The organism is Oceanobacillus kapialis (assembly GCF_044790185.1).
GTDB classification, from domain to species: Bacteria; Bacillota; Bacilli; order Bacillales; family Amphibacillaceae; genus Oceanobacillus_B; species Oceanobacillus_B kapialis.
The window spans coordinates 2,223,382-2,249,743 of the sequence record NZ_CP085256.1 but is presented as its reverse complement, the minus strand read 5'-3'; the positions used below and the strand labels follow the sequence as shown (position 1 = coordinate 2,249,743).

Below are 26,362 nucleotides of genomic sequence, written 5' to 3'. Positions count from 1 at the left end.
AATTTTATCCACCACCAAATGAAGTTTCACTTTATCTGCTTTTTTTAAAAGGAATAAACGATTAAGCTTTTATTTCATGAATAGTAAGGAAGGGTTGCCAATGGAAGAATTAAATGGAATTTTATTTTATCTAATTGGTGTTAACGTCATCACATTTATTATCATGGGCATGGATAAACAGAAAGCGAGAAAGAAGAAATACCGTATACCAGAAAGAACTTTCTGGCTGTTAGCCATTGTGGGAGGAGCGCTTGGTGCCATCATTGGCATGCAGCGCTATAGACATAAGACAAAGCACCGGGCATTTATGTGGGGAATGCCTATCTTGTTTTTGGTGAATGTAGCATCAGTCCTATATTTACTTTATGCTAATTAAATAATGGGCGGCCTTCTCCTTCAAGTCATATAGCCTCTCATCTCATCATATTATGAGATGAGGAGGTGGGTAAAGAGACGATTGAAGGCTCTGAAGCGAGGAGGTTAATTATGGAGCTATTTGGAAATTATCTAATGGCGTTTATTGAAACGGGAGGATTTTTGGCACCTTTGTTATTCATCAGCTTTCACTTGTTACGACCGTTGTTTTTCCTTCCAGTGGCTTTCATTTGTATCTCCGGAGGCGTCCTATTTGGTGCAGTTGCTGGTAGTGTCTATTCTTTAATAGGTATCACGCTATCCAGTTTAATGTTTTATTATGTGATCCGGTGGATGCCAAAAACATTAGATAAACTGATGCGTGTGAAACAAAAGTTAATTGGAAAGCATGCTTCTTTTACACCATCTCAAATTGCACTACTTAGGCTCGTGCCATTTATACATTTTCACTTACTTTCCCTCTGCTTGATTGAAATTTCAGCAAGCTTTAAAGATTATACAAAAACTGCGGTTTTAACCAATATACCACTTGCCTTTGTTTATACATCCATTGGCCAGTGGATCTCCAGTTTAACGCCACTTCATATCATCGTATTTTTAACAGCCTTACTTCCTTTTCTTTATGTGTTAAGACGTAAAGAAATTATTATTAAGTGGAATGAATTTTTTCACCCGGCAACTTAAGCAAAGACCCCCACTCGTTAATGGATGAGTGGGGGTCTTTTACTTCATATGCTTTCAAAGCTATATCCTAATGCTGGTACTTCTATTTATTCTATACTTGTAAGAAGCAGTTGGTTAATTGGGTGCTTCCAATCTATACTTGCGAATGGATATCGCATTAGTATTTCTTTCTCCATAAAATAGAGGTCCTCTCTCGTCAGTCCTCTAAGTTCAAGCGGGTCCCGTACCGTGACATGGATGTTTACTACTTCAAAAGCATCCTCAGTTGTACCCAAATATTTTTCACCTTCAAATAAACATCCCTTATATACAAATTGGACATTCTTTTTACTATTTTGAGGTTCATCAAGGAAATAAAACTCACTTGATTCTTTAGCTAGCCGCAATTTGCGAGAAGGATTGCGAAAATATTGAATTAACGTATAAACGAGGAGTGCCAGTGCGATGATCACAAGTACGCGAAATAGAATCACAATCATAAAGATACACGTCTCCCTGCAGATTATTACTCTTAATACGTAAAGTTAGCATAGAAGGTTTCATTTTTTTGCTAAAAATAATAATTCCTTCACGATATATTCCTATCCTTATATTTCGTTATCGAAACATGTTAAAATAAAAAAGTCAAAACCGAGAACAATTATAATTGGATAACAATAGAAAAGAGGACCATGATGGAGTATACATTGAAAGTGAAGTTGATACATGAGGAAGCAACATTACCCTTCCGCGCAAACGAAGGGGATGCAGGAATGGATTTATTCTCTATTGAAGAATTGACCATTAGAGCTGGGGAGTCCGCATTAGTTAGAACAGGAATTCAACTTGAATTACCTAAAGGGACGGAGGCACAGGTTAGACCAAGAAGCGGATTAGCATTAAAACACGCTGTTACCGTTTTGAATAGCCCTGGAACGATTGATGAAGGGTACAGAGGGGAAGTAAAGATTATTTTAATTAATCATGGAAAAGAGGATTTTCGCGTTCTAAAGCAAATGCGAATTGCCCAAATGGTGATTGCTCCAGTTGCCCAAGTTAATTTAATACAAACAGAGGATCTTACGATTTCTGAAAGAGACCAAGGTGGGTTTGGTTCATCAGGGAGTTAATTAGTGATTACGCATATTTCCAAATGAGTGTGGCAAATTAAAGTAGTGTTAATAGGAAATGAAAAGTTTCCTGTTTTGTTATTTTTCAAAAAACAGTTATACTAGAAGGGACTTTATAATTAGGAGGTACTGATACATATATGGCAAATCTGAATGAACAATTAACCATGTTAAAGGACTTAACAGATGCAAAAGGAATTTCCGGTAATGAAAAAGAAGCAAGACAGGTTATGGAAAAGTATATCACTCCATATGCAGATGAGGTGTATACAGATAATTTAGGCAGTCTAATAGCTAAAAAGGTAGGAAATGAAAATGGTCCGAGTATTATGGTTGCTGGCCATTTAGATGAGATCGGTTTTATGGTGACGCGCATTGACGATAAAGGTTTCGTTTACTTCCAGACAATCGGTGGATGGTGGAACCAAGTGATGTTAGCACAGCGTGTAACCATTATGGGGAGTAATGGCGATGTAACTGGTGTTATTGGTTCGAAACCACCTCATATTTTATCTGCTGAAGCACGTAAAAAGCCTGTTGATGTTAAAGATATGTTCATAGATATTGGTGCAGCAAGTAAAGAAGAAGCCTTGGAATTCGGAGTGAAACCAGGGGATTCCATTGTGCCTTATTTTGAATTTACTCAAATGAAAAACGAAAAACTATTAATGGCAAAAGCATGGGATAACCGTATTGGTTGTGCAATTGCAATTGAAGTCTTAAAACAATTAAAAGACACTGACCATCCAAACGTCGTTTATGGGGTAGGTACGGTCCAGGAGGAAGTCGGACTACGTGGGGCAAAAACAGCAGCGAATACGATCAAGCCAGATATCGGATTCGGTGTAGATGTAGGGATTGCTGGAGATATGCCTGGTGTATCGGACAAGGATGCTGACAGTAAGCTTGGAGAAGGTCCACAGATCGTGTTATATGATGCGTCTATGATCTCTCATAAAGGGGTAAGGGATCTTGTATTAGCAACAGCTGATGAGAACAATATTCCTTATCAGTATACTTCGATCGCTGGTGGCGGCACAGATTCAGGTTCTATTCATTTAACAGCTAATGGTGTACCTTCGTTATCCATTACAATCGCTACACGCTACATCCATTCACATGCAGCAATTCTGCATCGAGATGATTTTGAAAACGCCGTAAAAATAATTGTAGAAACTATTAAAAAGTTAGATGCAGAGACAGTTAAGAATATTGTATTAAGCTAAAGAAGTGATCGTGACATACTCCAAGTGCAGATATTATGAATCTCCATCGCTTTTTAATTAAGACAATAAAGAAATCCGAGCTAAATGTGATATTCATCACCTAGTTCGGATTTCTTTTAGTAGTTATTTTTAAGCTCCTACCGGTTATATTTTACTATGCAAGGTAGCTATTCAGTACTTTGGTCACATAGTTTTGTGTTTCTTTAAATGGAGGGATGCCTTGGTATTTGTCTACATTGCCAGGGCCTGCATTATAAGCAGCAAGTGCCAGTTCCAAGTTTCCATTATATCGGTTTAACATTTGGCTTAAATATTTTGCCCCGCCTTGGATGTTCTGTTGGGCGTCAAATGGATTGGTGACGCCAAGACCTCTTGCAGTTGCCGGCATGAGCTGCATTAAGCCTTGAGCCCCAGCAGTACTGCGAGCATTTTGATTATAATTGGATTCCTGTTTAATAACCGCATGGATAAGTTTCTCATCCAAGCCAAATTGCGTGGCTGCTTCTTGAACATATGTATTGAACTTTGAAGCTGCTCCAACAGCGCCAGCTGCCAGTGAAGGTGATGTGACAGGATTTGAAGCAGATATATGGACATTTTTATTTGAAAAACGATTGTTTAATTCGGCACTTTGAATGGTTGCTTGGTTCATTCTTTCCTGAAGCATCTGTTTAAATGCTAGTTCCATCATAGAGGAACTGCTAGAGAAAGGACTTGTACCAGATGAAGATGCCATCGTTGCCATTGCCTGATATTGGATCATTTGTTGTAGCTGTCTTATCTCCATAGGAACTTGCCCCCCTTTCGTGTAAAATAGGTTATAGCAATATTTTACTATAATCTACCTATTATGCAATATAAACTTATACTGAAATAATCGTTTTTCCTGCATCTTCTAGCAAGTTCTTATAAAAAGGATCCTCGCCAATACAAACAATGCGGTCACATAAGGTGATAATTTCGTCCATATCATGTGATGTATAAATAATAATCTTTCCTTCATCCGTGGCTAGTCTCTGTAGGTAACCGCCAATCTCTTTACGTGATTTTAAGTCTATTCCAACAGTTGGCTCATCTAACAGTAATAGTTTAGGATCGTGAATTAAGCTGATAGCAATGTTTAGCTTTCGCTTCATTCCACCAGATAATGCTTTCACAGGCTCTTTCCATCTATCAAGCTTCATATCTAAGCATAGCTGTCTTAGTTGTTCGTTCGTTTTACGTCCCCAGGCTAACTTTTCAAAGAAGATCATATTTTCTTCTACTGTAAATTCATCCCAAATAGCTATATCCTGAGGGACAAAGCCAATTTGTTTTCGAAGCTTCTTTTTGTCATCATAGCTTACTTCTCCTAATGTTACTTTGCCACTTGTTTGCTTTTGAAGAGTAGCAAGGATTTGAAGTAAGGTAGACTTTCCAGCTCCATTTTCTCCAACCAGTCCAAGAATTTCTCCAGGCTGCACCTGAAAGTGAAGGTTTTGTAATACCTTTCGAGAACCATAATTTTTTGATAGATCATGTACCTTTAACATGTCGATTCTCCTTTCGTAAAAACCATACGCCAATTAGTAAAACGAATAAAATAATCCACCCATAACCAACATCTTTAGAGAGAAAAGGAGCTATTGGATTTACGATTGAAAGCCAGGAATAACGTTCCATAAGACCTTCTGTAGGGAGGACAGCACCACTAATAATAGCGACAAATAAAGTAAGCAGAAATGATGCCCCGTAGTAGGTAGATAATTGATTCATTAAAACCGACAATATAAAGGCACCCAAGTGAATAGTAATGCGATAAGCGAAGATCGCCAGAATCAAATCCGCCGTTACAGGGTCACCAAATTGAATATGAAATACATAGATTGCCATAATATCTGTTACTAGAAATAACAGGAAATATAAGGCGGCATTTTGTATTAAATAGGATTTTAATGAAAAACGCATAAAGGAAAAACGAGGCGTGATGCTGCCACGTCGCTCTCGTATGATCCAATCCATAATCATTAACCCGGATAGTAATGAAAAAATGGCCCATAATCCCCATGGGTTAAACAGAAAAAGCTGATCTCCATCTTCTTCTGTATCAGAATTTAAAAATGTAAAAGTGGTATGTAGCAGGTTTTCTTCTGCTTCTACTGTCTTACTCTTATCAACTATCTCTTCCCATGTCCAAGTTTGCTCTCCGCTTGCATATTGTTCGCTTATTCCTTGAACAGTAAAAGCGGCCTTCATTCTACCTGTATCCTGCTGAACATAGGACATTACCATTTCAGCTACAGGAGAGTAGGCGAACGAGAGGTCAGAACGATAGCTTTTAATTAATCGATTTCTACTTGCGTTCAAGATTTGCTCTTGATAACCTTCTTCAATAATAAACACGCTATCAAGCTGGTGTTGTTCAAGTTGATTTAATGCTTCTTCTTCCGTTAGGGTATGCGTTCGTATAATCGGTGTTTGTTTTATCGAATTAACTAATGCATTTGCCATTGGAGTAGACTCTTCTAGGACAATCCCCACTGGAACCTTACTGTCTTGCTGTAATGAGTTCGTGATACCCATAATAGCTAATGTACCAAGAATAGGAAGGGCTAGCCAAAATAAAAGAGATACCCAGTGTTTTTTAAGATGTATAAAACGGGTTTGGAGGATTGCTTTCATTCTTCTAATCGCTCCTTTGCTATGGCGATACTCACAAATAGGAAAATCGCTGCAAGTGTTAGAAGCAATAATGAGGTGGAATCTACAAAGCTTCTGTTATGTAAAATAATATCTTGCATCCAATGAAGTGCTTCTACAGGTGCCATATAGCTAAGTATATTCTGTACTCCCATTGGGAAATAAATGGTAGGAATAAGTGCACCACTAACTAAAAGAAACAATCCACTGATCAAACTTTGAATGAAAAGTCGTAACTTTTGTGAGATAACGAATATATCAACAATCCCTAAAACAACCAGAAAATGTATACCATAAAGCAGACTTAACAACATAACACTTCCGAAATTTTTAATAGTCAATCCCCAATCCATCAAGGAATGGAATAGGAAAAGGGCTAAGCCAGCGAGTAGCATTGTTGTTATAAGGGATACAGCAATTTTTGCTATTGTTTGCTGTAATACGGTTACGCCATATAATTTCATGCGCTGTTTAAGCCGTGCAGTGTTTTCCTTCGATAGAAAGTTATAAAAGACAAACAACCATAAGGTTACAAATACAAACCAAAAAGACAGCCCATAATAATTTAAAGGATTAGATGTTGCTGCATTGTCAATTTGGTTTTCGTTCACGATTTTGTCTTTGCCAATAGTATAAAAGAAAAACTCTTTAAACTGCTCAAATAATAGATCACTTCTTACTTCACTATCAATCTCTAACTGCTTTGCATAATAATTGATTGTTAATATATTTGCCTGTGCGCTACGTATATGCCGTGTAACACTTTCAATTAACTCTCTTATTAATTGACTTTGGGCCGGTTGACTAGGATTGCCAATAATCGGGAATTCTACTGATCTCCCTTGATACAAATCCTCTGTAAAGCCTTGTTCAATTCGGAGATAAGCACTTAAATCGTCGTTTTCTATCTTTTCTTTTGCTTCTTCTTCTGCCATTCCTTCTAATTCTAAGAAAGAACTTAGCGGCGTTTCTTCAATTAATTGACTTACTAATTGTGTTTCTTCTGATTGATCAAGGTCTACAATTCCAACCTGAACAGGTGCTTGGTCCTCATTCATAAAAAACTGCAAAATAACGAATAATACAAGTCCTGTTAACAAAAGGGGGAAAAGTAAAAGAAGAGGAAGTGAGAGCCACTTCCTCTTAAATTGCAACAGATTATTTTTTACAAATAATTGTATATTCCTCATGAAATGCATTCTAGCACTTCCATTTCTTTAAAAATTAAAATCCTGATCCGCCGTAAAGGAGTTCAGATGCCCATTGTTGGAATTGAGGTGCCACTTCTGTTTCGAAATATTGGTTTATTTCCTCCACGCTCATGCTTCCTATATCCTTTACATTGTCTTCACTTGGTAATTCAACACTATCGATTGTTTGGCCCTCTGTTGTTGCATGCAAGGTAAACATATCTTGGCTTACTTGTGGACTGCTTACGGAGAAGGAATGTTCAGAACTCATTTGACCTTCTTCATAATTAGAATTTCCTGACCAAATCAAACTTCCTTCCCCGCTCATTGGATCTTCCATGGAGAAGGTACGTTCAAATTCTCGAGCATTTCCATCAAGCGTTTCCTCACCATTATAAGAAAGCACCGTTTCGCCAAACGTCAGTGCTAGGGAATCCGTTGCTTGATTGTCTTCCCAAGCAAAATCACCTGTTAGGTTCATCGTACCCTCTGAATACCCATCATCATAGCTGAAATCGTAATTAAATGTTTGCTGAGTGTCTTCAAGTAATTGTGTTCCTTTTACATTTAAAGCTACCGTGTTGTCATTTTCAGTGGAGCCGATTTCTACAGAGAAATCTCGTTGAGCAATTACATCATCATGGACCCAAATAGTAGAGTTCAATCCATTTGGGATGCTAAGTTTATCTATTTCGTTGATTCCATCTTCCAAACCAGATTCGAAATCAGAAATCACTTGGTCTATATCAGCAGTAGCCATAGTAGAACCAAACTGTTGTAAGGACATTTGCTCACGAATTAGTTCTTTTAGCTTTTCATCATCTTTCATTTTCTCTAACACAGTAACGATAAGATCTTTTACCTGTTGTTCCGAAAGCTGCATGGTGATTTTTTCAGTATCTAGAGACTGATCTTGAACATCGATAGATTCTTCAGTCTGTTCAAATGCATCCTCTGGAAGCTCATCTAGGATCATCTTTCCATATTCTTCTTTTAGATACTCTAAATCTTCTGAATTAGTACCTTCAAATAATGCTTCTAGATTCATAGATTCTTCCCCAGTAAAAGTCTCTGGATCTACTTCTTTCAATAGGGGACCAAGGTCTTCGTCTTTTAATTGTAAAACGTCGTTAATGAATGGTAGGCCAAGCAGGACCTTTTCAGCTGTCACATGAAACTGTACACCGTCAATCTCAATGCCTGCCATTGATGCAGCTAGCTCTGTGGAAATTTTCTTTCCTTCCATGTCAGCAGCAGTCGTTAGCGTAATGGTAGAATTATTGATGATTTGACTAGGATCCATTCCCATGCCATATCCCGTACTGCCGTATGGATCGTTATATTCTGCTGATAGTTCAACAGTTGATTCTGTTGGATTTTCTTTGGAAGTTTCCAACCATTCCATCTCAGGCTGATAACGTTCTTTAAATGTTTCGCCTATGTACTCAATCGAGTTTTTTTCTGCTAGTAAATATTGTGCTTTTGCTGAATTGTCTAATAAAACAAAAGCGGCTACACTACCACCAACAACTAATACTGCCGCAACGATAATTGCAATTAGGCCTTTGGATACTCCCTTCTTCTGCTCTGGAGTATTGTTTACTGTTTCATCCATTTTCTTGCTCCTCTCCTTAGTGCTTTACCATCATATGTGCATGGAAGAAAAATACACCATGATAAAGTATCTTCATTATTTTTAGCAGATAAAAAAAATATAGTCAAATGGTTTCAGACAAGTAGGGAAATAGATTGGCACAGCAAGGGTTAGATTAGTTTGAGTTCAAGATAATTTTGTAGGTAATAAGACCACTTTTTGTTACATTTTTTGTAAAAAATTACCTTTGATTTTAATAATTGATTCATATTGCATGGGACCTTTTCTTTATTTTACAAAAAAAATAGATGCACGACGCATCTATTTTTAGGTACCTTATCAATAAAAGACTTTCTAAAGTTTCATGAGTACTTGCATAGCAACAGTGATTAACTATTTGTGGCGTTTTTCACACCTTGCTCAAGAGCTTCTACCATTTCTTGCTTCTCCTGTTCGTCTGATGCCTTCCAAATTAACTCAAATAACACACCAAGACCCGGTAGCATTTTTTCTTCTCCGTCTTGAATAGCATCTACAATTGTTGCCTCTAATTGTGAATGGTCATTTGTTGCAATATTTGTCAAGATTGCTTTTCGTAAATTCAAGTCCATATCCTATCACCTCTTTTATAAATTAAAGCTAGAGATAGTTTGACCTTGTACTTAAAAAATATGTATGATGATAATAGGAAAATTCAATTAATCAAAGCCCTGTTATACTCATTAATTTAACAAGAAGGATGAAGCATATGATCACATCTGCAAAAAATGAAAAAATAAAAGCGTTACGTAAACTACATAAAAAGAAAGGGCGAACTGAAACAGGGAGCTTCTTAGTTGAAGGTAGCCATTTGGTTGAAGAGGCAGGAAAGAGCGATTGGACTATTTTAGAAATCATTGCGCAAGATAGTGTGGACCTGCCAAAATGGTGCGAGGAACTTCCATTAACATTTGTAACAGAACAGGTTTTTCAGCAGATATCTCAGACAAAATCACCCCAAGGCATTGCAGCTGTAGTAGAGATGAAGGAAGCAACTGTTGATTTAGAAAACCACTTATTGCTACTTGATGGCATTCAAGACCCGGGAAATTTGGGCACTATGATCCGCACAGCAGATGCAGCAGGATTTGGTGGGATTATACTTGGTTCAGGGTCAGTTGACCTTTATAATGATAAAGTGGTAAGAGCTACGCAAGGGTCCTTATTTCATATTCCAATTAAGAATGGGCATTTAGAGGCAGAAATCGAGCAATTAAAAGAGAATGAATATACCGTTTGGGCAACTTCATTACAAAATGCGCAAAATTACGGGGATAGCAACAAGGATAAAAAGGTAGCACTCTTAGTTGGGAATGAAGGAGCGGGAGTCCAGCAAGTATTACAGGAAAAAGCAGACAAAATCGTGAAAATTCCTATATATGGCGAGGCTGAATCACTAAATGTCAGCATTGCAGCAGGGATTTTAATGTACTACATAAAAGGATAATGTTGCAGAAGTAGTGTAAATTGCATATAATATATGTAATCTTAATAGAAAAGCGAAGATAGAGCCGGATAACATGTTCATATGGGCTAGGGAAAGGATGCCTTGGACTGGAAGCATTCTACCATAAAATGACTGTTATTATTTCACTCTTGAGCTGACACCGGGACCCTGGTTGAATTCATACAGGTAAAGGTGCTCCGGAACATTCCGTTAACATGTTTGAGTTGGATGCTGTTTAAAAAAAGCATCAAATAGGGTGGTACCGCGATATTATAGCCTCGTCCCTTTACCGGGATGGGGCTTTTTTGTATTCTTTTTATTAAAAATAGAAGGATATCGGCATTTATCCCGCGTAACTGGTAGTAAGAACCCGGGGTCAACTGCCAGTCAAGGTACGATTCGTTCAACTAAGATTTGGTGGAGGAGAAAGGGAAACCCCCACCAAATGAAGTTTCACTTTATGAGGATAAAAGGAGGTCAAACAGAATGAAGGAACAATTGGAATCGATTAAGCAAGAAGCTCTCGGAAGAATAGTCAGTGCCGATGAGCTAAAAGAATTGCAGGAGATTAAGGTTGCATACTTAGGGAAAAAGGGTTCCCTAACAAGCGTTTTACGCGGAATGGGCAAATTATCAAAGGAAGAGCGACCACTTATTGGAGAACTAGCTAACCAGGTACGTGAAGAAATTACGACTGCGCTAGAAGAAAAAGGGCAGAAGCTTGAAGAACTTGCGTTGGAAAAGCAATTGGAGGAAGAAGCAATTGACGTAACACTGCCAGGACGGCCAGTGGAGGTTGGTGGAGAGCATCTCCTTACAAAAATTGTGGAAGAAATCGAAGACTTATTTATTGGGATGGGTTATGAGGTAAGAGAGGGCCCTGAAGTGGAAACAGACTATTACAATTTTGAGGCGTTAAACCTGCCAAAAGGACACCCGGCAAGGGATATGCAGGATACATTTTATATAACAAATGAGCTGTTAATGCGAACACATACATCCCCTGTACAAGCGAGAACGATGAAAGAATTTGATGGCGATCAGTCTGTAAAGATGATCTGTCCAGGCAAAGTTTATAGAAGAGATACAGATGATGCCACACACTCTCATCAGTTTACACAAATTGAAGGTCTATACGTTGGGAAAGACGTGCGTATGAGTGACTTAAAAGGAACATTGGATCAGTTCGCGAAAAAAATGTTTGGCAAAGATCGAGAAATAAGATTACGTCCTAGCTTCTTTCCATTCACCGAACCGTCTGTAGAAATGGATATTTCTTGTAAGGTCTGTAACGGCCAGGGTTGTTCTGTGTGTAAAGGCACTGGATGGATTGAAATTCTTGGAGCAGGTATGGTTCATCCAAATGTACTGGAAATGGCTGGTTATGACCCGAAGGAATATACCGGATTTGCTTTCGGAATGGGGCCAGAACGAATTGCCATGCTAAAGTATGGTGTGAATGATATTAGACAGTTCTATACAAATGATAAACGATTTTTAGAACAGTACCACAATGCGTAAGGAGGTTATAGCTCAATGTTAGTATCACTTAATTGGTTAAAGAACTATGTAGATATTGGAGAAATAAGCCCGGAACAGTTAGCTGAAAAGGTAACTAAGTCGGGCATTGAAGTAGAAAGTGTAGAATATGTTGCAGAAAAAAGCGAGAATGTTGTAGTAGGTTATGTAAAGTCTTGTGAAAAACATCCAAATGCAGATAAGCTAAATCTGTGTCAGGTGGATACAGGCGAGGAAACACTACAGATTATTTGTGGGGCTCCGAATGTGGCGCAAGGTCAAAAGGTTGCTGTGGCAAAGCCAGGTGCTGTCTTGCCGGGGAATTTTAAAATTAAAAAGGTAAAACTGCGCGGCGTTGAATCAAATGGGATGATCTGTTCTCTGCAGGAACTTGGAATTGAAGAGAAGTATGTGCCAAAGGATGCTGCTGATGGAATTTTTGTTTTCCCTGATGAGGTGACTGTTGGTGATAGCGTTGAACCATTGTTAAACCTAAATGACGCCGTATTAGAATTTGAGTTGACACCAAATAGAGCCGATTGTCTTTCCATGTTAGGAGTAGCCTATGAGGTTGCTGCTCTACTGGACCAAGACCTTCAACTACCAAGTGGGGAAACAGAGGCTGTTGATGAGAATGCAGCAAATTACATTCAAGTAGAAGTAGAAGCGAAAGAGCAAAACCCTTATTATGGTGCATTTGTTATAAAAGATATTGAAGTAAAAGATTCTCCGCTTTGGATGAAAAATCACTTGATTGCTGCAGGGATTAGACCAATTAACAATGTTGTCGATATTACAAATTTTGTGATGCTGGAATATGGTCAACCACTACATGCTTTTGATTATGATCGACTGCAATCAGAAAAAATTGTGGTTCGTCATGCAAAAGAAGGAGAAACACTTGTTACTTTAGATGATCAAGAGAGAGTTTTAACAGAAGACCATCTCGTTATTACAGATGGTGAAAAGCCAGTTGCGCTTGCAGGAGTTATGGGTGGATTGGATACAGAGGTTCACAATAAAACCAACACGGTTCTACTTGAAGCAGCATATTTTGCCTCCTCTGCAGTACGAAAGGCTGTAAAAGATACTGGATTACGCAGTGAATCAAGCACCCGTTTTGAAAAGGGAATTGATCCTAATAGGGTTAGAGAAGCAGGGCAAAGAGCATGCCAGTTGCTTGCACAATATGCCAACGGAACTGTATTAACAGATGTAGTAGAATTCGATGAGCTTGATCGCACGGAGAAACAAATCTCACTCGTTACAAGTGAAGTGAATAAGCGACTTGGAACCTCCATTACAGACGAAGATGTCGCTGATATCTTTCGTAAGCTTCGTTTCAAATTTGAACGAAATGAAGATAAATTCACGGTATATGCACCAACACGCAGAGGTGACATTACTATTTTTGAAGATTTACTGGAAGAAATTGCGCGAATCTATGGGTATGATAACCTGCCTTTCACCTTACCTGAGGGAGAAGCACATGCTGGGGCACTTACAGAAACACAGCAGTTGAAAAGGGATGTAAAAGGATATTTGCAAAGTGCAGGATTGATGGAAACCATCACGTATTCCTTAACAAACTCCATAAAAATTGAACAGCTTATCAGTCCGGAAATACAAGCAATAGATCCTAAACCTGTGGCTCTTTCCATGCCAATGAGTGAGGATCATAAGTATTTAAGGTTAAGTCTTTTACCTGAATTGCTAAGTACCATTTCGTACAATCAAGCTAGAAACCAAGCGGATCTATTTTATTTTGAGCTTGGTAAAATATTTGTTTCCAAAGAAGAGACTGTTACGAGCCAGCCATCTGAGCAACTAAGAGTCTCAGGAGCACTTTCTGGTAATTGGGTGGAGCATCCTTGGCAGCAAGAGAAAAAAGCGGTCGATTTTTATTTGGTAAAAGGAATTATGGAAGGGCTATTCGATTTCTTAAAATTACCAGTAGTTTTTAAAAAGGCCAGCATCCCTCAAATGCACCCTGGAAGAACTGCTGTAATGCGTATAAACGGCAAAGAAATTGGATTCCTCGGCCAGTTGCATCCTGCATTGCAAAAACAGAGTGGCTTAAAAGATACTTATGTATTTGACGTGAATATGGAGGAAGTCATTTTGCAGCACAGTGCCGTTCCATCATACAGTCAGATCCCGAAGTATCCTTCTGTTACGAGAGACATTGCTTTTATTCTGGATAAACAAATTCCAGCTGGCGATGTAAAACAGACCATTGAACAATTAGGTGCTCCATTAGTAAAACAGGTGAACATATTTGATCTTTACCAAGGAGCAAATATAGGAGAAGACAAAAAATCTGTTGCTTACAGCTTAGTCTATCAACATCCTGAAAAGACGTTGACAGATGAAGAGGTAGAAGAATCATACACGAACATCCTCAATGGCGTGAATGAAAAGTATGGTGCATTTGTAAGATCTTAAGATGACCTAATGAAAAATAGCCGGAGCATTAGTCGGACAAGAAAGTCGATTAACGCTTCGGCTTTTTAATTGGCAAGAACCAGCTATAGATAAGCTTTCGCTTTTGTCGTGTTTGCAAAATGAGTCTTTGCACAGCTGTTTAACACTTTTTCACCATGTTCTTTAATGAGTTTTGCAATAGTCTGATCCACTTTTTTAGAAGCCCCTTTGGGAATGGTGATACCAAGTTCTGTGGAAAGACGGTCCATTTCATCAAGGAATCGTGTGCGAGCAAGAATGGAACCAGCAGCAACTGCAATAGAATAGCTTTCTGCCTTTGTCATAAAATAGGTTTTCTCTGTAAGTGTATGACCTTCAGATCCTATGTGTCGCTTATAAACAGCCGGTTCACAAAATTGGTCAATTAAGATGCCATTAAGTGCTTGGTCATCTACTTTCTTTAATAAGCTTTTAATCACTGAATGGTGGAGCATTGCTTTCATCTTTCCTTGTGTCCATCCTCTTGCCTGAAACTTGTTATACTTTTCATTTGGTAAAACCATCAGGGTATACGGGATCTTTAGCTTTATAATCTCTTTGGATAGCTTTCTGATCATTGTGTCATGAAGGTTTTTAGAGTCTTTTACTCCCAATTGTCTTAGATGTTCAATTTGCTCCTTCGTTACATAAACACCTGCCACTGTAATAGGGCCAAAGTAATCTCCTGTACCAGCTTCATCCGTTCCAATATGGCTTTGGGCAAATAATGTAGCGGGTGGAGAGTATGCGGATTGCTTTTTTTTAGGTGGGCTGGCAGTTTTTACGGATGTATTCGTTTCTTGGTCCGTCCATTTTCCTGCTTCTATTTCTGGACTGTTGCCTTGGAATAAGACTTTTCCAGACTTATAGGCCGTAATAACTGCGTGCTCGGTCTTTGCCCGAAAAACAGCCCCCGGTGGAGGACTGGATATGAATTTATGGTAATGCTGTTTCATTTTCATAACTGTTTCATTTGGAAACGTATGCACAGACTGTGGCATTTACTCAACTCCTATTTTTCCGATAGATCGACTATAGCAAAAACAGACACGGAAGGAAACGGGTTTGTGTAAAGATATCTCGGTTTCCTAATTCATGAACTTCGTGTTAAGATAAGATGAACAATTTTTTATTAGGCAGGAGGGTAATCCCGTGACCCAGAATAATAAATCGCGGATCACTGTTGACATACATAATAAATCGTATACGATTGTTGGGGAAGAGCCTGCAAGCCACGTTCGCCTCGTAGCTAGTCTAGTTGATCAGAAAATGAGTGAAATACAGGAAGCGAACAGGCATCTTGATACAACTAAGCTTGCGGTACTTACCGCTGTAAATACTATGAATGATTATTTGAAATTAAAAGAGGATTACGCCATATTATTAGGTTCATTAAAAAAGAAAGAGGATAACTAAATATGTTCGATCTTATCATACTTATTATTTTGCTCTTTGGTTTACTTATAGGATTAAAGAGAGGTTTTATCCTACAGTTATTCCATTTGTTAGGGTTTATTGTTGCGCTCATAGCTGCGTCTCTTTATTATGACGACCTCGGGCCGCAACTAACCTTATGGATACCTTATCCCGAAATGTCAAATGAAGGAGCTTGGGCGGGCTTTCTTCAATCTCTTCCGCTAGAAAGCGGATTTTATAATGCCATAGCCTTTGTATTAATATTTTTTGCTGTAAGGATTATCTTGCAAATTATAGCTTCCATGCTGGATTTTGTAGCGTCTCTGCCTGTCCTTAATTCAGTAAATAAAGCACTTGGTGCCGTGTTGGGATTTTTGGAGGTATACTTGTTGCTTTTCATTGTACTGTATATATTAGCACTTACACCTGTTGCCGGTATACAGTCATGGATCAATAACTCATCTATCGCTCTCGGTATGTTAGAAAATACCCCTTATTTATCTGATAAGCTCAAGGAGCTTTGGTTTAATTCGGCAGGTTAAGAAAGCTGTTTTGGAAGTCATAAAAAATTATCCCGCCTTAACTGGCAATAAGACCCCAACTTCAAGAAAACGAGAAATCAAGCATTCTAAGTGGATGATCAATTGCCAGTAAAGGTTCGATTCGTTCAGGGGAAGGAAGGGATTCCCCACCAAATGAAGTTTCACTTTATGTTACGCACCATAGCAGACTGGTTCAAGTGGTAGTGATACGGTTGTATGTCATGTACAATAGGTATTAACTAGTTTGAATCAGTTTTTTTTTAAGAGTAAAGAAAGTCTTTAAGTTAAGACTTCTTTGTAAAAGATGGATAAAGACAAAAGCTCAATGTGAAGAAATGAAGGTGAAATAAATGACTGTGAATAAGAAAGATGTCATTAAGTTATTAGAAAAAATCGCAATTTATATGGAGTTAAAGGGAGAGAACAGCTTTAAGATAGCTGCATATCGAAAAGCAGCACAAGCCTTGGAAAAGGATGAAAGATCACTTTCCGCTATAGAAGATTTTCAGAAAATCAATGGGATCGGAAAGGGTACTAGTGCCGTAATAGAAGATTTTGTAGAAAATGAAAAATCAGAGACGCTCACGCAATTGGAGAAGGAAGTTCCTGCGGGGCTTGTTCCCCTTCTAGATCTGCCAGGGCTTGGCGGGAAAAAACTAGCTAAGCTTTATCAGGAACTTGGGGTGACAGATGCTGGCTCCTTAAAAGAGGCTTGTGAGAACGGACAGGTTGAAGCTTTAGCTGGGTTTGGGAAGAAATCTGCAGAAAAAATTCTCTCAGCACTAGAGGATGCTGGCAAACGACCAGAACGACTGCCGATTGCAATTATGCTTCCGATTGCAGAAAAGATTGAAGCATACTTACGCACCATAGAAGAAATTGAGGAATTTTCCAGGGCTGGCAGCCTTCGTAGAATGAGAGAAACCATAAAAGATATCGACTTTATTATTGCTACCGAACAACCAGCTATTGTTCGAGATGCTCTTTTAACTATTGAAAATATAAAAGAAGTGATTGCGAAAGGAGATACAAAGGTATCCGTTACTATTGAGGATATTTACGACATTAATGTAGATTTTCGCATAGTGGAGAAAGCCGAGTTTGCTTCAACCTTGCATCACTTTACAGGTTCCAAGGATCATAATGTCGCGATGCGGCAGCTTGCCAAGTCCCGCGGGGAGAAAATTAATGAATACGGGATAGATGTGGAAGAAACCGGCGAGACTCTTCATTTCTCTACAGAGGAAGAATTCTTTAAGCATTTTGGTTTGGCTTATATTCCTCCAGAGGTAAGGGAAAATACAGGGGAGGTAGAGGAATTTCACGAGCCCAAAAGGCTTCTTGAACTTTCAGACGTACGTGGTGACTTGCATATGCATACAACAGCAAGTGATGGTGCTCAATCATTAGAGGAAATGGTTGAAGAAGCAAGGAGACGTAAGTATCGTTATATTGCTATCACCGACCACTCTAAGTATCTACGTGTAGCAAACGGACTAGATGAAGACCGCTTAAGAAAGCAAAGGGAAGAGATTGAGAAACTGAATAAGAAATATGAAGATATCCATATTTTTGCTGGTGTGGAGATGGATATACGTCCAGATGGGACACTTGATTTCTCGGATGCATTTCTACAGGAAATGGATTTTGTCATTGCTGCAATTCACTCTAATTTTAATCAGTCACAAGAAAAAATAATGGAACGTCTGCATGCTGCGCTTGATAACCCTTATGTATCATTGATTGCCCATCCTACAGGTAGACTTATCGGGAGAAGAGATGGCTATAAAGTAGACTTGGACGAGTTGATAAAAAAAGCGAAAGCAACGAATACAGCACTTGAAATTAATGCTAATCCAAATCGTCTGGATATAGCGGCTGAATGGGCTCGTAAAGCTCAGGAACATGGAGTAACGCTAGCCATTAATACGGACGCTCACAATTATCAAATGCTTGAACACATGAAGTATGGAGTAGGAGTAGCCAGAAAAGGATGGATCGAAAAAGATACCGTTATGAATACATGGTCCAAGGAAAAGCTCCTGGATTACTTTTCGCGGAATAAATAAGAAAGAAAAAGGAGTAACACTTTTATGAATGAACGAATCCTACGTGTCATGGAATTCGATAAAATTATAGATCAATTAAAAGACCTTGCAGCCACGTCTTTGGGTAAGCGTCTAGCCACGCAAACAAAGCCTTCTGTTGTAATAGATGAAGTTATCCAACTACAGAAGGAAACAGATGAAGCTGCACAGATTGTCAGATTAAATGCTGAGGTGCCACTTGGTGGGGTTTCTGACATAAGGGCCAGTATTAAACGCTCTGTTATTGGAGGAAGTTTAGGAACAGCTGAATGCTTAGATGTTGCCAATACAATTTATGGTGGAAGGCAAGTAAAAGATTTTATTGGAAAGCTAGAAGAATCATACCCTATATTAGAAGAACTTGTTGAGCAGATCACGTCTCTAAGAGAACTTGAGCAGTTAATAAAGAATTGTATCGACGATCATGGCTATGTTATGGATAGTGCTTCTCAAAAACTACGCGGTATCCGGTCTTCCATGAGAAACCTGGAAAGTAGGGTTCGAGATAAACTTGAGAACTACACGCGTACCAATAGCAATATGTTATCAGATGCAATTATTACGATTCGTAATGAGCGTTACGTGCTTCCTGTAAAGCAAGAATATAGAGGATCTATAGGTGGAATTGTTCATGATCAATCCTCATCAGGACAAACATTGTTTATGGAACCAAGGGCTGTGGTTGAGCTTAATAACCAGCTTCAAGAAGCGTCTGTAAAGGAAAGGCAAGAGATAGAACGAATTCTTCAAGAGATTACTGGACAGATTGCATTAGAAGAAGCACCTTTATTAATCAATGTCGAGGTCTTATCAAAAATTGACCTTATGTTTGCCAGGGCGAAATTGGGTAAACAGATGAAAGCTTCCATGCCTAAAATGAATAATAATGGGATTATAAAAATGCAGCAGGCAAGACATCCACTTATCCCGCAAGATGAAGTCGTCCCAAATGATGTTGAGATAGGGGAGTCTTATACCTCTATTGTGATTACAGGACCGAATACAGGGGGGAAAACAGTTACCCTTAAAATGATTGGTTTATGTACCTTAATGGCACAATCGGGTTTACAGGTTCCTGCTTTAGACGGTTGTGAACTTGCTGTTTTTCAGCATGTGTTCGCTGACATTGGTGACGAGCAATCCATTGAGCAAAATTTAAGTACTTTCTCCTCCCATATGACCAACATCGTAGATATTTTACAAAAGGTTGATGACCAGACGCTCGTCTTATTTGATGAGCTAGGAGCAGGCACGGACCCACAAGAAGGGGCGGCGCTTGCCATGAGTATCCTTGATGACGTAATTAGCCGGGGAGCTAGAGTAATTGCAACAACCCACTACCCTGAATTAAAGGCATATGGTTACAATAGAGAAAATGTAGTAAATGCTTCCGTGGAATTTAATGTACAGACACTCCGACCAACCTATCGTTTACTAATTGGTGTCCCTGGTCGAAGTAATGCATTTGAAATATCCAGAAGGCTAGGGTTAGATTCAAATGTAATTGATCAGGCGAAAGGACTAATTGGGGTCGATTCAAAGAGTGTGGAGAATATGATAGCCTCATTGGAAAATTCACAACGTTCTGCAGAGGAGGAATACGAAGAAGCACATCGAATTCTTATAGCTAGTGAAGAATTGCATCAGGATATTCAAAAAGCCTGGACTCAATTTGAACAAAAACGAGAAGCGTTATACAAAAAGGCTGAGGAAAAAGCAGAAAAAGCATTAACTAAAGCCCGTGAGGAAGCAGAATTGATCGTGGACGAAATCCGTAAAATGAAGACGGAAACGAAGCTAAAAGAGCACGAATGGATCGAAGCAAAAAAGATGTTAGAAGACGCGCAGCCAAGGCTCCAACAAAAACCAAAAGAACAGCAATCTACCAGTACACAGTCACAGTCTAAGAAAGAAATAAAAGCAGGTGACGAGGTGAAACTCCTGTCACTAAATCAAAAAGGAACAATCGTGGAGAAAATAAGTGAAAAAGAGTTCCTTGTGCAAGTCGGGATCATGAAAGTGAAAATGAAACGGCAAGATCTGCAGCCAGTAGGGAAGCAAAAACAAACGTATGAAAAACCTCTTACAACAATTCGGGGTTCGAATTACCATGTCAGCACTGAACTTGATCTGCGTGGGGAAAGGTTTGAAGACGCGTTACTGAAGCTGGAAAAATATATTGATGACAGCTTACTTGCAGGCTACGCCAAGGTTTCTATTATACATGGAAAGGGAACTGGCGCCCTTCGGAACGGCGTAAAAGAGTTTGTCAAGAAACATCCACGAATTGCAGGGTCCAGGCCAGGTGAAGCAGGAGAAGGCGGAAGTGGTGTTACCGTCATAGAACTCCGTTAGGGAAGAATAGGAGGAACGATAGTGGAAACTTTTTGGGAGAATGTTATCGTTGAAACGGCTGCAAGATACAGTGTGGTTATACTAGCCACACTCGTATTCCTTGCCGTATTTGAAACTGTTACATCATATAAAAACTGGGAGGAGATAAAGAAAGGGAATATGGCAGTTGCGATGGCAACAGGTGGAAAAATATTTGGTATTGCAACGATATTCCGTTTTTCCATTCAACACAACGATACCATGTTACAAAGTATCGGGTGGGGGACCTTCGGGTTTTTGCTACTATTAATCGGTTATTTCATCTTTGAATTTCTCACGCCAACGATCAAGGTAGATGAAGAAATTGGGAAAGGAAACAAAGCGGTTGGATTTATCTCTATGATGATTTCAATTGGGCTCGCTTTTGTCATTGGTGTAAGTATAGAATAGGGGGAAATCAAAATGGTATTAGATAGACTGGCCAAAATATTGATTGTGGTTGCAATCATCTTCATGATTGTTGGGGTTTTTTATTTATTAAAATAAAAGTTACATAAAATTTTTAAAAATTGAAATTTACCGTTATAATGAAAATAGTATAGTAATAAAGGAGGAGATAAAGCATGGGGCAGAATGAAAGATGGTTAAAGCATTATCCCCCTGAAATACCTACCAGTATTACGTATGACAGGAAGCCGCTGCACGCATTTCTTGAAGAAAGTGCTTCCCGTTACGCAAAAAAGAAAGCGCTTCATTTCATGGGGAAGGAGATCAGTTTTGAAGCATTATACGAAGAAGCCAAAAAGTTGGCCAGTTTTATGCAAGGAAAGGGTTTAAAAAAAGGGGATAAAGTAGCAATAATGCTCCCAAATTGCCCGCAAGCAGTGATCGGTTACTATGCAACACTCATGGCTGGTGCTGTAGTGGTCCAAACAAATCCTCTGTACAAGGAAAGGGAGCTGGAATACCAGCTGGTTGATTCAGAAGCTAGCTTTATTATTTGCCTGGATATCCTTGTTCCTACCGTCACCAACGTACTCCCTAAAACGACAGTTAAGCACTCCATTATTGCCAGTATTAAAGATTACTTGCCTTTTCCCAAGAACAAGCTTTATCCATTTGTTCAAAAGAGGCAATACAAAATGGTAGTTAAAGTTGAAGATTCAGATACTACTCATAGCTGGCAGAGAGCAATATCCGAATCCGAAGCATCTTATGAGAAGGTGGAAATAGATCCAGTAGAGGATGTTGCCTTACTACAGTACACCGGCGGTACGACAGGTTATCCGAAGGGTGTCATGCTCACCCATTATAACTTGGTATCTAATGTTCAAATGTGTGATGCGTGGCTTTATAACACAAGGGGCGAGGATGACATTGTTCTTGGTGTGTTACCTTTCTTTCATGTATACGGCATGACGACCGTAATGAACAATTGTATTATGGTAGGCTCTAAGATGGTATTATTGCCAAAGTTTGATGCAAAGCAAGTTTTAAAAACTATTGATAAACAAAAGCCAACCCTTTTTCCGGGAGCTCCAACTATTTATATTGGACTACTCAATCACCCTGACCTTGGGAAATACGATTTATCCTCTATAGAAGCTTGTATTAGTGGTTCAGCTCCACTCCCAATTGAAATACAAGAGCAATTTGAACAATTAACAGGTGGTAAATTGGTTGAAGGGTATGGTTTGACAGAAACATCTCCGGTCACCCATGCCAATTTTGTTTGGCAAAAAAGGGTTAATGGCAGTATTGGGGTACCTTGGCCAGATACAGAATGTAAAATTATGATACTAGAAACAAATGAAGAAGCTGAGGTAGGAGAAATAGGGGAAATTACAGTAAAAGGGCCGCAAATTATGAAGGGCTATTGGAATAATCAAGAAGAGACAGACTTAATTTTAAAAGATGGATGGCTATATACTGGAGATTTAGGGTATATGGATGAAGAAGGATATTTCTATGTAGTCGATCGCAAAAAAGATATGATCATTGCTGGAGGTTACAACATTTATCCACGTGAAGTAGAAGAAGTGCTTTACGAGCATGAAGGGATCCAAGAGGTAGTGGTAGCAGGAGTACCAGATGTTTATCGAGGGGAAACTGTCAAAGCATATATCGTTCCTAAAAGTGGATCAGTAATAACGGAGGAAGAACTAAATAACTTCTGCCGTAAGCATCTTGCAGCATACAAAGTTCCAAAAATTTATGAATTTAGAAAAGAACTTCCGAAAACAGCAGTAGGAAAAATACTCAGAAGACAATTGGTCAATGAAGAAAAAGAGAAACAAAAGGAAGAAGATGCTGAAAAAGTTCAATAAGCAAGGGCCTGTAGGGCTCCTGCCAGAAAAAGTTAGGACAACCTATATCTATTGACAGATTTCATCTTTAAACGTAAAATAGAATATGAATGATGATTCATTCATTTTGTATTTACTGTATAGATTAGGAGATAAAGATGAATAAACGAAAACCAAAGTACAATCAAATTATTGAGGCAGCAGTAGAGGTTATTGCAGAAAACGGCTACCATGCCTCACAGGTATCTAAAATTGCAAAAAAGGCTGGTGTTGCGGACGGTACGATCTACCTTTACTTTAAAAACAAAGAAGACATCCTCGTTTCCGTATTTGAAGAGAAAATGGGCCAATTTATAGAAAAAACCGAAATGACAATAGAACAAAAAGAAAACGCGAATGAAAAGCTTTTGGCTCTTATTGAAATGCATTTTCAACAATTGGCAAGTAATCCACTGTTGGCTGTTGTAACCCAATTGGAGCTTCGCCAGTCCAACCCTGCATTAAGAATTAAAATTAATCAGGTTCTAAAACCTTATCTAATCGTTATTGACGGTATTATTAAGGAAGGGATGCAAGATGGTACTTTTCGAAAAGATCTCAATCTGCGATTAGTAAGGCAAATGATATTCGGGACATTGGATGAAACCGTGACAAACTGGGTAATGAAGGATAGAAAATATAACCTCATGGAGCAAGCATCTGATGTTCACCAGTTGTTGACAAACGGCCTCAAAATGTCCAAATAAAGAGGGGGAGAAAGATGTCCACAATAGCTTATGATGTTAAACAAGGGGTTGCATACTTAACCATTCAAAGTCCTCCAGCTAATGCACTTTCTAGCACGATTTTACAAGATCTGGAAGTAAAGTTACAGAAGGTGGAGGCAGATAAAAGTGTGAAAGCAGTAGTTTTAACTGGCGAGGGAAGATTCTTTTCAGCAGGGGCAGACATAAAAGAATTCACTTCCTTTCAAAAGGCATCAGATTCTAAAGCACTTGCACAAAAAGGTCAGCAGCTATTCAATCGGATAGAGCACTTTCCAATTCCGGTTATTGCAGCCATTCACGGGGCAGCACTTGGTGGTGGGTTAGAGTTGGCGATGGCATGTCATATTAGAATTGTTGCAAAAAGTGCAAAACTTGGCTTGCCAGAGCTCACACTTGGTATCATACCAGGCTTTGCAGGAACACAGCGTCTGCCACAGCATGTGGGGGCTGCAAAAGCATATGAAATGATTCTAACAGGGGATCCAATATCTGGAGAGGAAGCATATTATTTTGGTCTAGCTAATAGGATTGTGGATGAAGATCAACTACTTCATGAAACTAGTAAACTAGCAGAAAAAATTGCAGAAAAAAGTAGACCATCCATCCAGCATATAATGAATTTAGTTCCCTATGCCAAAACAGACCTCTTTGATAAGGGACTGGAAGCAGAAGCCAACGCATTTAAAGAGGTTTTTGGTTCGGAGGATGCCAAAGAGGGAATTCAGGCTTTTCTGGAAAAACGGAAACCAGACTTTAAAGATGAATAATTTACATTTTACATGAGGAGGAACAAGATTGAACATCTATGTGCTATTAAAAAGAACGTTTGATACAGAGGAAAAAATTAATGTATCTTCAGGTAAGATTGAAGATGATGGTGCTGAATATATCATTAACCCATATGATGAATATGCAGTTGAAGAAGCGATTAACCAGCGTGATGAGCACGGAGGAGAAGTAACTGTGGTTACAGTTGGAGAAGAAGAGTCAGAAAAACAACTTCGAACTGCTTTAGCAATGGGAGCAGACAAGGCTGTATTAATTAACACAGAAGAGGATTTGGAAAATGGTGACCAGTTTACTACTTCTCGTATACTTGAAGCTTATTTTGAGGATAAGGAAGCAGACCTTATCTTAGCAGGGAATGTCGCAATTGATGAAGCGAGCGGTCAGGTTGGTCCAAGACTTGCAGAATTACTAGGAATTCCATATGTAACGACCATTACTAGTTTAAAAATTGAAAATGGTACAGCTTCTATTGAAAAAGATATTGAAGGGGACGTTGAAATTGTGGAAGCTTCTTTACCATTATTGGTTACATGCCAACAAGGGTTAAATGAGCCGAGATATCCGTCTCTCCCTGGTATTATGAAAGCGAAGAAGAAGCCACTAGAGGAACTGGAATTAGACGATCTTGATTTGGACGAAGATGAACTTGAAGCGAAAACAAAAACTGTCGAAATCTTTCTGCCTCCAGAAAAGCAGGCTGGAAGGGTGCTAGAAGGGGACATGGGTGATCAGGTTAAGGAATTAGTTTCATTGCTTAAAAACGATGCAAAAGTGCTATAAAAGCGTTCAGTCAGAAAGGGGAAGTCACAATGAGTGATAAATGTTTAGTTATAGGTGAAGCAAGGGAAGGAACACTACGGAATGTGACCTATGAAGCAATAGCAGCTGCTAAAAAGCTTCAACCAGAAGGCGAAATTGTAGGTTTAATTTGTAGTGATTCAGAGCAAGAAAGCCAAGCAAAGGAAATGATTTATTATGGCGCAGACAGAGTTGTCACAATTAAACATGATAATTTGAAAGCGTATACGTCAGAAGGCTATGGTCAGGCGGTACTTGCGGTAATTCAAGAAGAAGAACCGTCCGCAGTAGTGATGGGCCACACTGCAGTTGGTAAAGATTTAACTCCAAAACTTGCAAGTAAGCTAACGAGTGGTATGGTTTCTGACGTAGTAGACATAGAAATAGATGGCGATAAGCCTGTATTTATACGACCAATTTATTCAGGTAAAGCTTTTGAAAAGAAAATTATTACAAATGGCCTCACGCTAGTCACAATTAGGCCTAACAATATTGCGACTTTAGAACGTGATGAAAGCAGAAGTGGGGAAGTTAGTAACAAAGATATTGATATTACGGACATCCGAACTGTTATTAAGGATGTTATTCGCAAAGCATCAGAAGGAGTGGACCTCTCTGAAGCAAATGTTATCGTAGCCGGTGGCAGAGGTGTCAAAAGTGAAGAAGGGTTCAAGCCTTTATATGAGTTAGCAGAAGTACTTGGTGGTGCTGTAGGTGCTTCAAGAGGGGCATGTGATGCAGAATACTGTGACTACTCCTTACAAATTGGCCAAACTGGTAAAGTTGTGACTCCTGATTTGTATATCGCAGTAGGAATTTCTGGTGCTATTCAGCATCTTGCTGGTATGTCTAATTCCAAAGTGATCGTAGCCATTAATAAAGATCCTGAAGCAAATATTTTTAATATTGCAGATTACGGGATTGTTGGGGACTTATTTGAAATATTACCATTGCTTATTGAAGAAGTGAAAAAAATTAAACAATAAAAAATACATTCTC

25 protein-coding genes are annotated in these 26,362 nt (G+C 38.9%); 17 read left to right on the top strand and 8 right to left on the bottom strand.

Annotation, left to right across the window (positions count from 1 at the left end; all coding sequences use genetic code 11):
- Positions 1 to 100: 100 nt before the first annotated feature.
- Both LG273_RS11810 and LG273_RS11805 read left to right on the top strand, forming a co-directional pair.
- Positions 101 to 376 (top strand): DUF1294 domain-containing protein, encoded by a 276-nt coding sequence (locus LG273_RS11810; RefSeq protein WP_404453808.1) that lies wholly within the window; start codon positions 101 to 103, stop codon positions 374 to 376.
- 110 nt (positions 377 to 486) lie between these two features.
- Positions 487 to 1,059 (top strand): TVP38/TMEM64 family protein, encoded by a 573-nt coding sequence (locus LG273_RS11805; RefSeq protein WP_379560608.1) that lies wholly within the window; start codon positions 487 to 489, stop codon positions 1,057 to 1,059.
- Between the two features lie 86 nt (positions 1,060 to 1,145).
- Here the strand turns inward: LG273_RS11805 and LG273_RS11800 are convergent, their stop codons facing one another.
- Entirely contained in the window at positions 1,146 to 1,538 is a 393-nt protein-coding gene (locus tag LG273_RS11800; RefSeq protein ID WP_379560609.1) for a sigma-w pathway protein ysdB, read from the bottom strand.
- Positions 1,539 to 1,733: 195 nt separating this feature from the next.
- Here LG273_RS11800 and dut point away from each other — a divergent pair, with 195 nt between their 5' ends.
- Entirely contained in the window at positions 1,734 to 2,168 is a 435-nt protein-coding gene (gene dut / locus LG273_RS11795; RefSeq protein WP_379560610.1) for a dUTP diphosphatase, read from the top strand.
- Between the two features lie 140 nt (positions 2,169 to 2,308).
- Positions 2,309 to 3,394 (top strand): M42 family metallopeptidase, encoded by a 1,086-nt coding sequence (locus LG273_RS11790; protein WP_379560612.1) that lies wholly within the window; start codon positions 2,309 to 2,311, stop codon positions 3,392 to 3,394.
- Positions 3,395 to 3,548: 154 nt separating this feature from the next.
- Here LG273_RS11790 and LG273_RS11785 read toward each other — a convergent pair whose 3' ends face one another.
- The 6 genes from LG273_RS11785 to sspI form a co-directional block, all read right to left on the bottom strand.
- Positions 3,549 to 4,181, bottom strand: coding sequence for a lytic transglycosylase domain-containing protein (locus tag LG273_RS11785; protein WP_404453803.1), 633 nt, complete (start codon positions 4,179 to 4,181; stop codon positions 3,549 to 3,551).
- Positions 4,182 to 4,257: 76 nt separating this feature from the next.
- Positions 4,258 to 4,926 carry an ABC transporter ATP-binding protein gene (locus LG273_RS11780; RefSeq protein ID WP_404453800.1) on the bottom strand — a complete coding sequence of 223 codons (669 nt, stop codon included), beginning with the start codon at positions 4,924 to 4,926 and terminating at the stop codon, positions 4,258 to 4,260.
- A complete protein-coding gene (locus LG273_RS11775; protein WP_404453797.1) occupies positions 4,910 to 6,055 on the bottom strand; it encodes an ABC transporter permease in 1,146 nt (381 codons plus the stop codon). The genes LG273_RS11780 and LG273_RS11775 overlap by 17 nt, the downstream gene beginning before the upstream one ends.
- Positions 6,052 to 7,263: an ABC transporter permease gene (locus LG273_RS11770; protein ID WP_404453794.1), complete on the bottom strand. Its 1,212-nt coding sequence runs from the start codon at positions 7,261 to 7,263 to the stop codon at positions 6,052 to 6,054. Before LG273_RS11770 ends, LG273_RS11775 begins: the two co-directional genes overlap by 4 nt.
- A gap of 34 nt (positions 7,264 to 7,297) precedes the next feature.
- Positions 7,298 to 8,878 (bottom strand): hypothetical protein, encoded by a 1,581-nt coding sequence (locus LG273_RS11765; protein WP_404453791.1) that lies wholly within the window; start codon positions 8,876 to 8,878, stop codon positions 7,298 to 7,300.
- Between the two features lie 368 nt (positions 8,879 to 9,246).
- The gene (gene sspI / locus LG273_RS11760; protein WP_379560619.1) at positions 9,247 to 9,468 is read right to left on the bottom strand and encodes a small acid-soluble spore protein SspI; all 222 of its coding nucleotides are present in this window, start codon (positions 9,466 to 9,468) and stop codon (positions 9,247 to 9,249) included.
- A 137-nt stretch (positions 9,469 to 9,605) separates the two neighbouring features.
- Between sspI and LG273_RS11755 the strand changes: the two genes are divergently transcribed.
- The 3 genes from LG273_RS11755 to pheT all read left to right on the top strand — a co-directional run bounded on the left by LG273_RS11755 (position 9,606) and on the right by pheT (position 14,306).
- Positions 9,606 to 10,343: a TrmH family RNA methyltransferase gene (locus tag LG273_RS11755; protein ID WP_404453788.1), complete on the top strand. Its 738-nt coding sequence runs from the start codon at positions 9,606 to 9,608 to the stop codon at positions 10,341 to 10,343.
- A 486-nt stretch (positions 10,344 to 10,829) separates the two neighbouring features.
- The gene (gene pheS, locus LG273_RS11750; RefSeq protein WP_379560621.1) at positions 10,830 to 11,864 is read left to right on the top strand and encodes a phenylalanine--tRNA ligase subunit alpha; all 1,035 of its coding nucleotides are present in this window, start codon (positions 10,830 to 10,832) and stop codon (positions 11,862 to 11,864) included.
- A 15-nt stretch (positions 11,865 to 11,879) separates the two neighbouring features.
- Entirely contained in the window at positions 11,880 to 14,306 is a 2,427-nt protein-coding gene (gene pheT, locus LG273_RS11745) for a phenylalanine--tRNA ligase subunit beta (protein ID WP_404453785.1), read from the top strand.
- 83 nt (positions 14,307 to 14,389) lie between these two features.
- On the opposite strand, the gene rnhC is transcribed toward pheT, so the two are convergent.
- Positions 14,390 to 15,325 carry a ribonuclease HIII gene (gene rnhC, locus LG273_RS11740; protein ID WP_404453783.1) on the bottom strand — a complete coding sequence of 312 codons (936 nt, stop codon included), beginning with the start codon at positions 15,323 to 15,325 and terminating at the stop codon, positions 14,390 to 14,392.
- A gap of 151 nt (positions 15,326 to 15,476) precedes the next feature.
- Here rnhC and zapA point away from each other — a divergent pair, with 151 nt between their 5' ends.
- The 10 genes from zapA to LG273_RS11690 all read left to right on the top strand — a co-directional run bounded on the left by zapA (position 15,477) and on the right by LG273_RS11690 (position 26,349).
- Positions 15,477 to 15,740, top strand: a complete 264-nt coding sequence (gene zapA, locus LG273_RS11735) for a cell division protein ZapA (protein ID WP_379560625.1) — start codon at positions 15,477 to 15,479, stop codon at positions 15,738 to 15,740.
- 2 nt (positions 15,741 to 15,742) lie between these two features.
- Positions 15,743 to 16,282 (top strand): CvpA family protein, encoded by a 540-nt coding sequence (locus LG273_RS11730; protein WP_404453780.1) that lies wholly within the window; start codon positions 15,743 to 15,745, stop codon positions 16,280 to 16,282.
- A gap of 350 nt (positions 16,283 to 16,632) precedes the next feature.
- Positions 16,633 to 18,351, top strand: coding sequence for a DNA polymerase/3'-5' exonuclease PolX (gene polX / locus LG273_RS11725; RefSeq protein WP_404453778.1), 1,719 nt, complete (start codon positions 16,633 to 16,635; stop codon positions 18,349 to 18,351).
- 24 nt (positions 18,352 to 18,375) lie between these two features.
- A complete protein-coding gene (locus LG273_RS11720) occupies positions 18,376 to 20,724 on the top strand; it encodes an endonuclease MutS2 (protein WP_404453775.1) in 2,349 nt (782 codons plus the stop codon).
- A gap of 21 nt (positions 20,725 to 20,745) precedes the next feature.
- Positions 20,746 to 21,153, top strand: coding sequence for a DUF350 domain-containing protein (locus tag LG273_RS11715; protein ID WP_404453772.1), 408 nt, complete (start codon positions 20,746 to 20,748; stop codon positions 21,151 to 21,153).
- A gap of 173 nt (positions 21,154 to 21,326) precedes the next feature.
- Positions 21,327 to 23,030, top strand: coding sequence for a long-chain-fatty-acid--CoA ligase (locus LG273_RS11710; protein ID WP_404453769.1), 1,704 nt, complete (start codon positions 21,327 to 21,329; stop codon positions 23,028 to 23,030).
- 137 nt (positions 23,031 to 23,167) lie between these two features.
- Positions 23,168 to 23,755, top strand: coding sequence for a TetR/AcrR family transcriptional regulator (locus LG273_RS11705; protein WP_404453767.1), 588 nt, complete (start codon positions 23,168 to 23,170; stop codon positions 23,753 to 23,755).
- A gap of 14 nt (positions 23,756 to 23,769) precedes the next feature.
- The gene (locus LG273_RS11700) at positions 23,770 to 24,543 is read left to right on the top strand and encodes an enoyl-CoA hydratase (protein WP_404453764.1); all 774 of its coding nucleotides are present in this window, start codon (positions 23,770 to 23,772) and stop codon (positions 24,541 to 24,543) included.
- 28 nt (positions 24,544 to 24,571) lie between these two features.
- Positions 24,572 to 25,345: an electron transfer flavoprotein subunit beta/FixA family protein gene (locus tag LG273_RS11695; protein WP_404453761.1), complete on the top strand. Its 774-nt coding sequence runs from the start codon at positions 24,572 to 24,574 to the stop codon at positions 25,343 to 25,345.
- 29 nt (positions 25,346 to 25,374) lie between these two features.
- Positions 25,375 to 26,349 carry an electron transfer flavoprotein subunit alpha/FixB family protein gene (locus tag LG273_RS11690; protein ID WP_404453758.1) on the top strand — a complete coding sequence of 325 codons (975 nt, stop codon included), beginning with the start codon at positions 25,375 to 25,377 and terminating at the stop codon, positions 26,347 to 26,349.
- Positions 26,350 to 26,362: the final 13 nt, after the last annotated feature.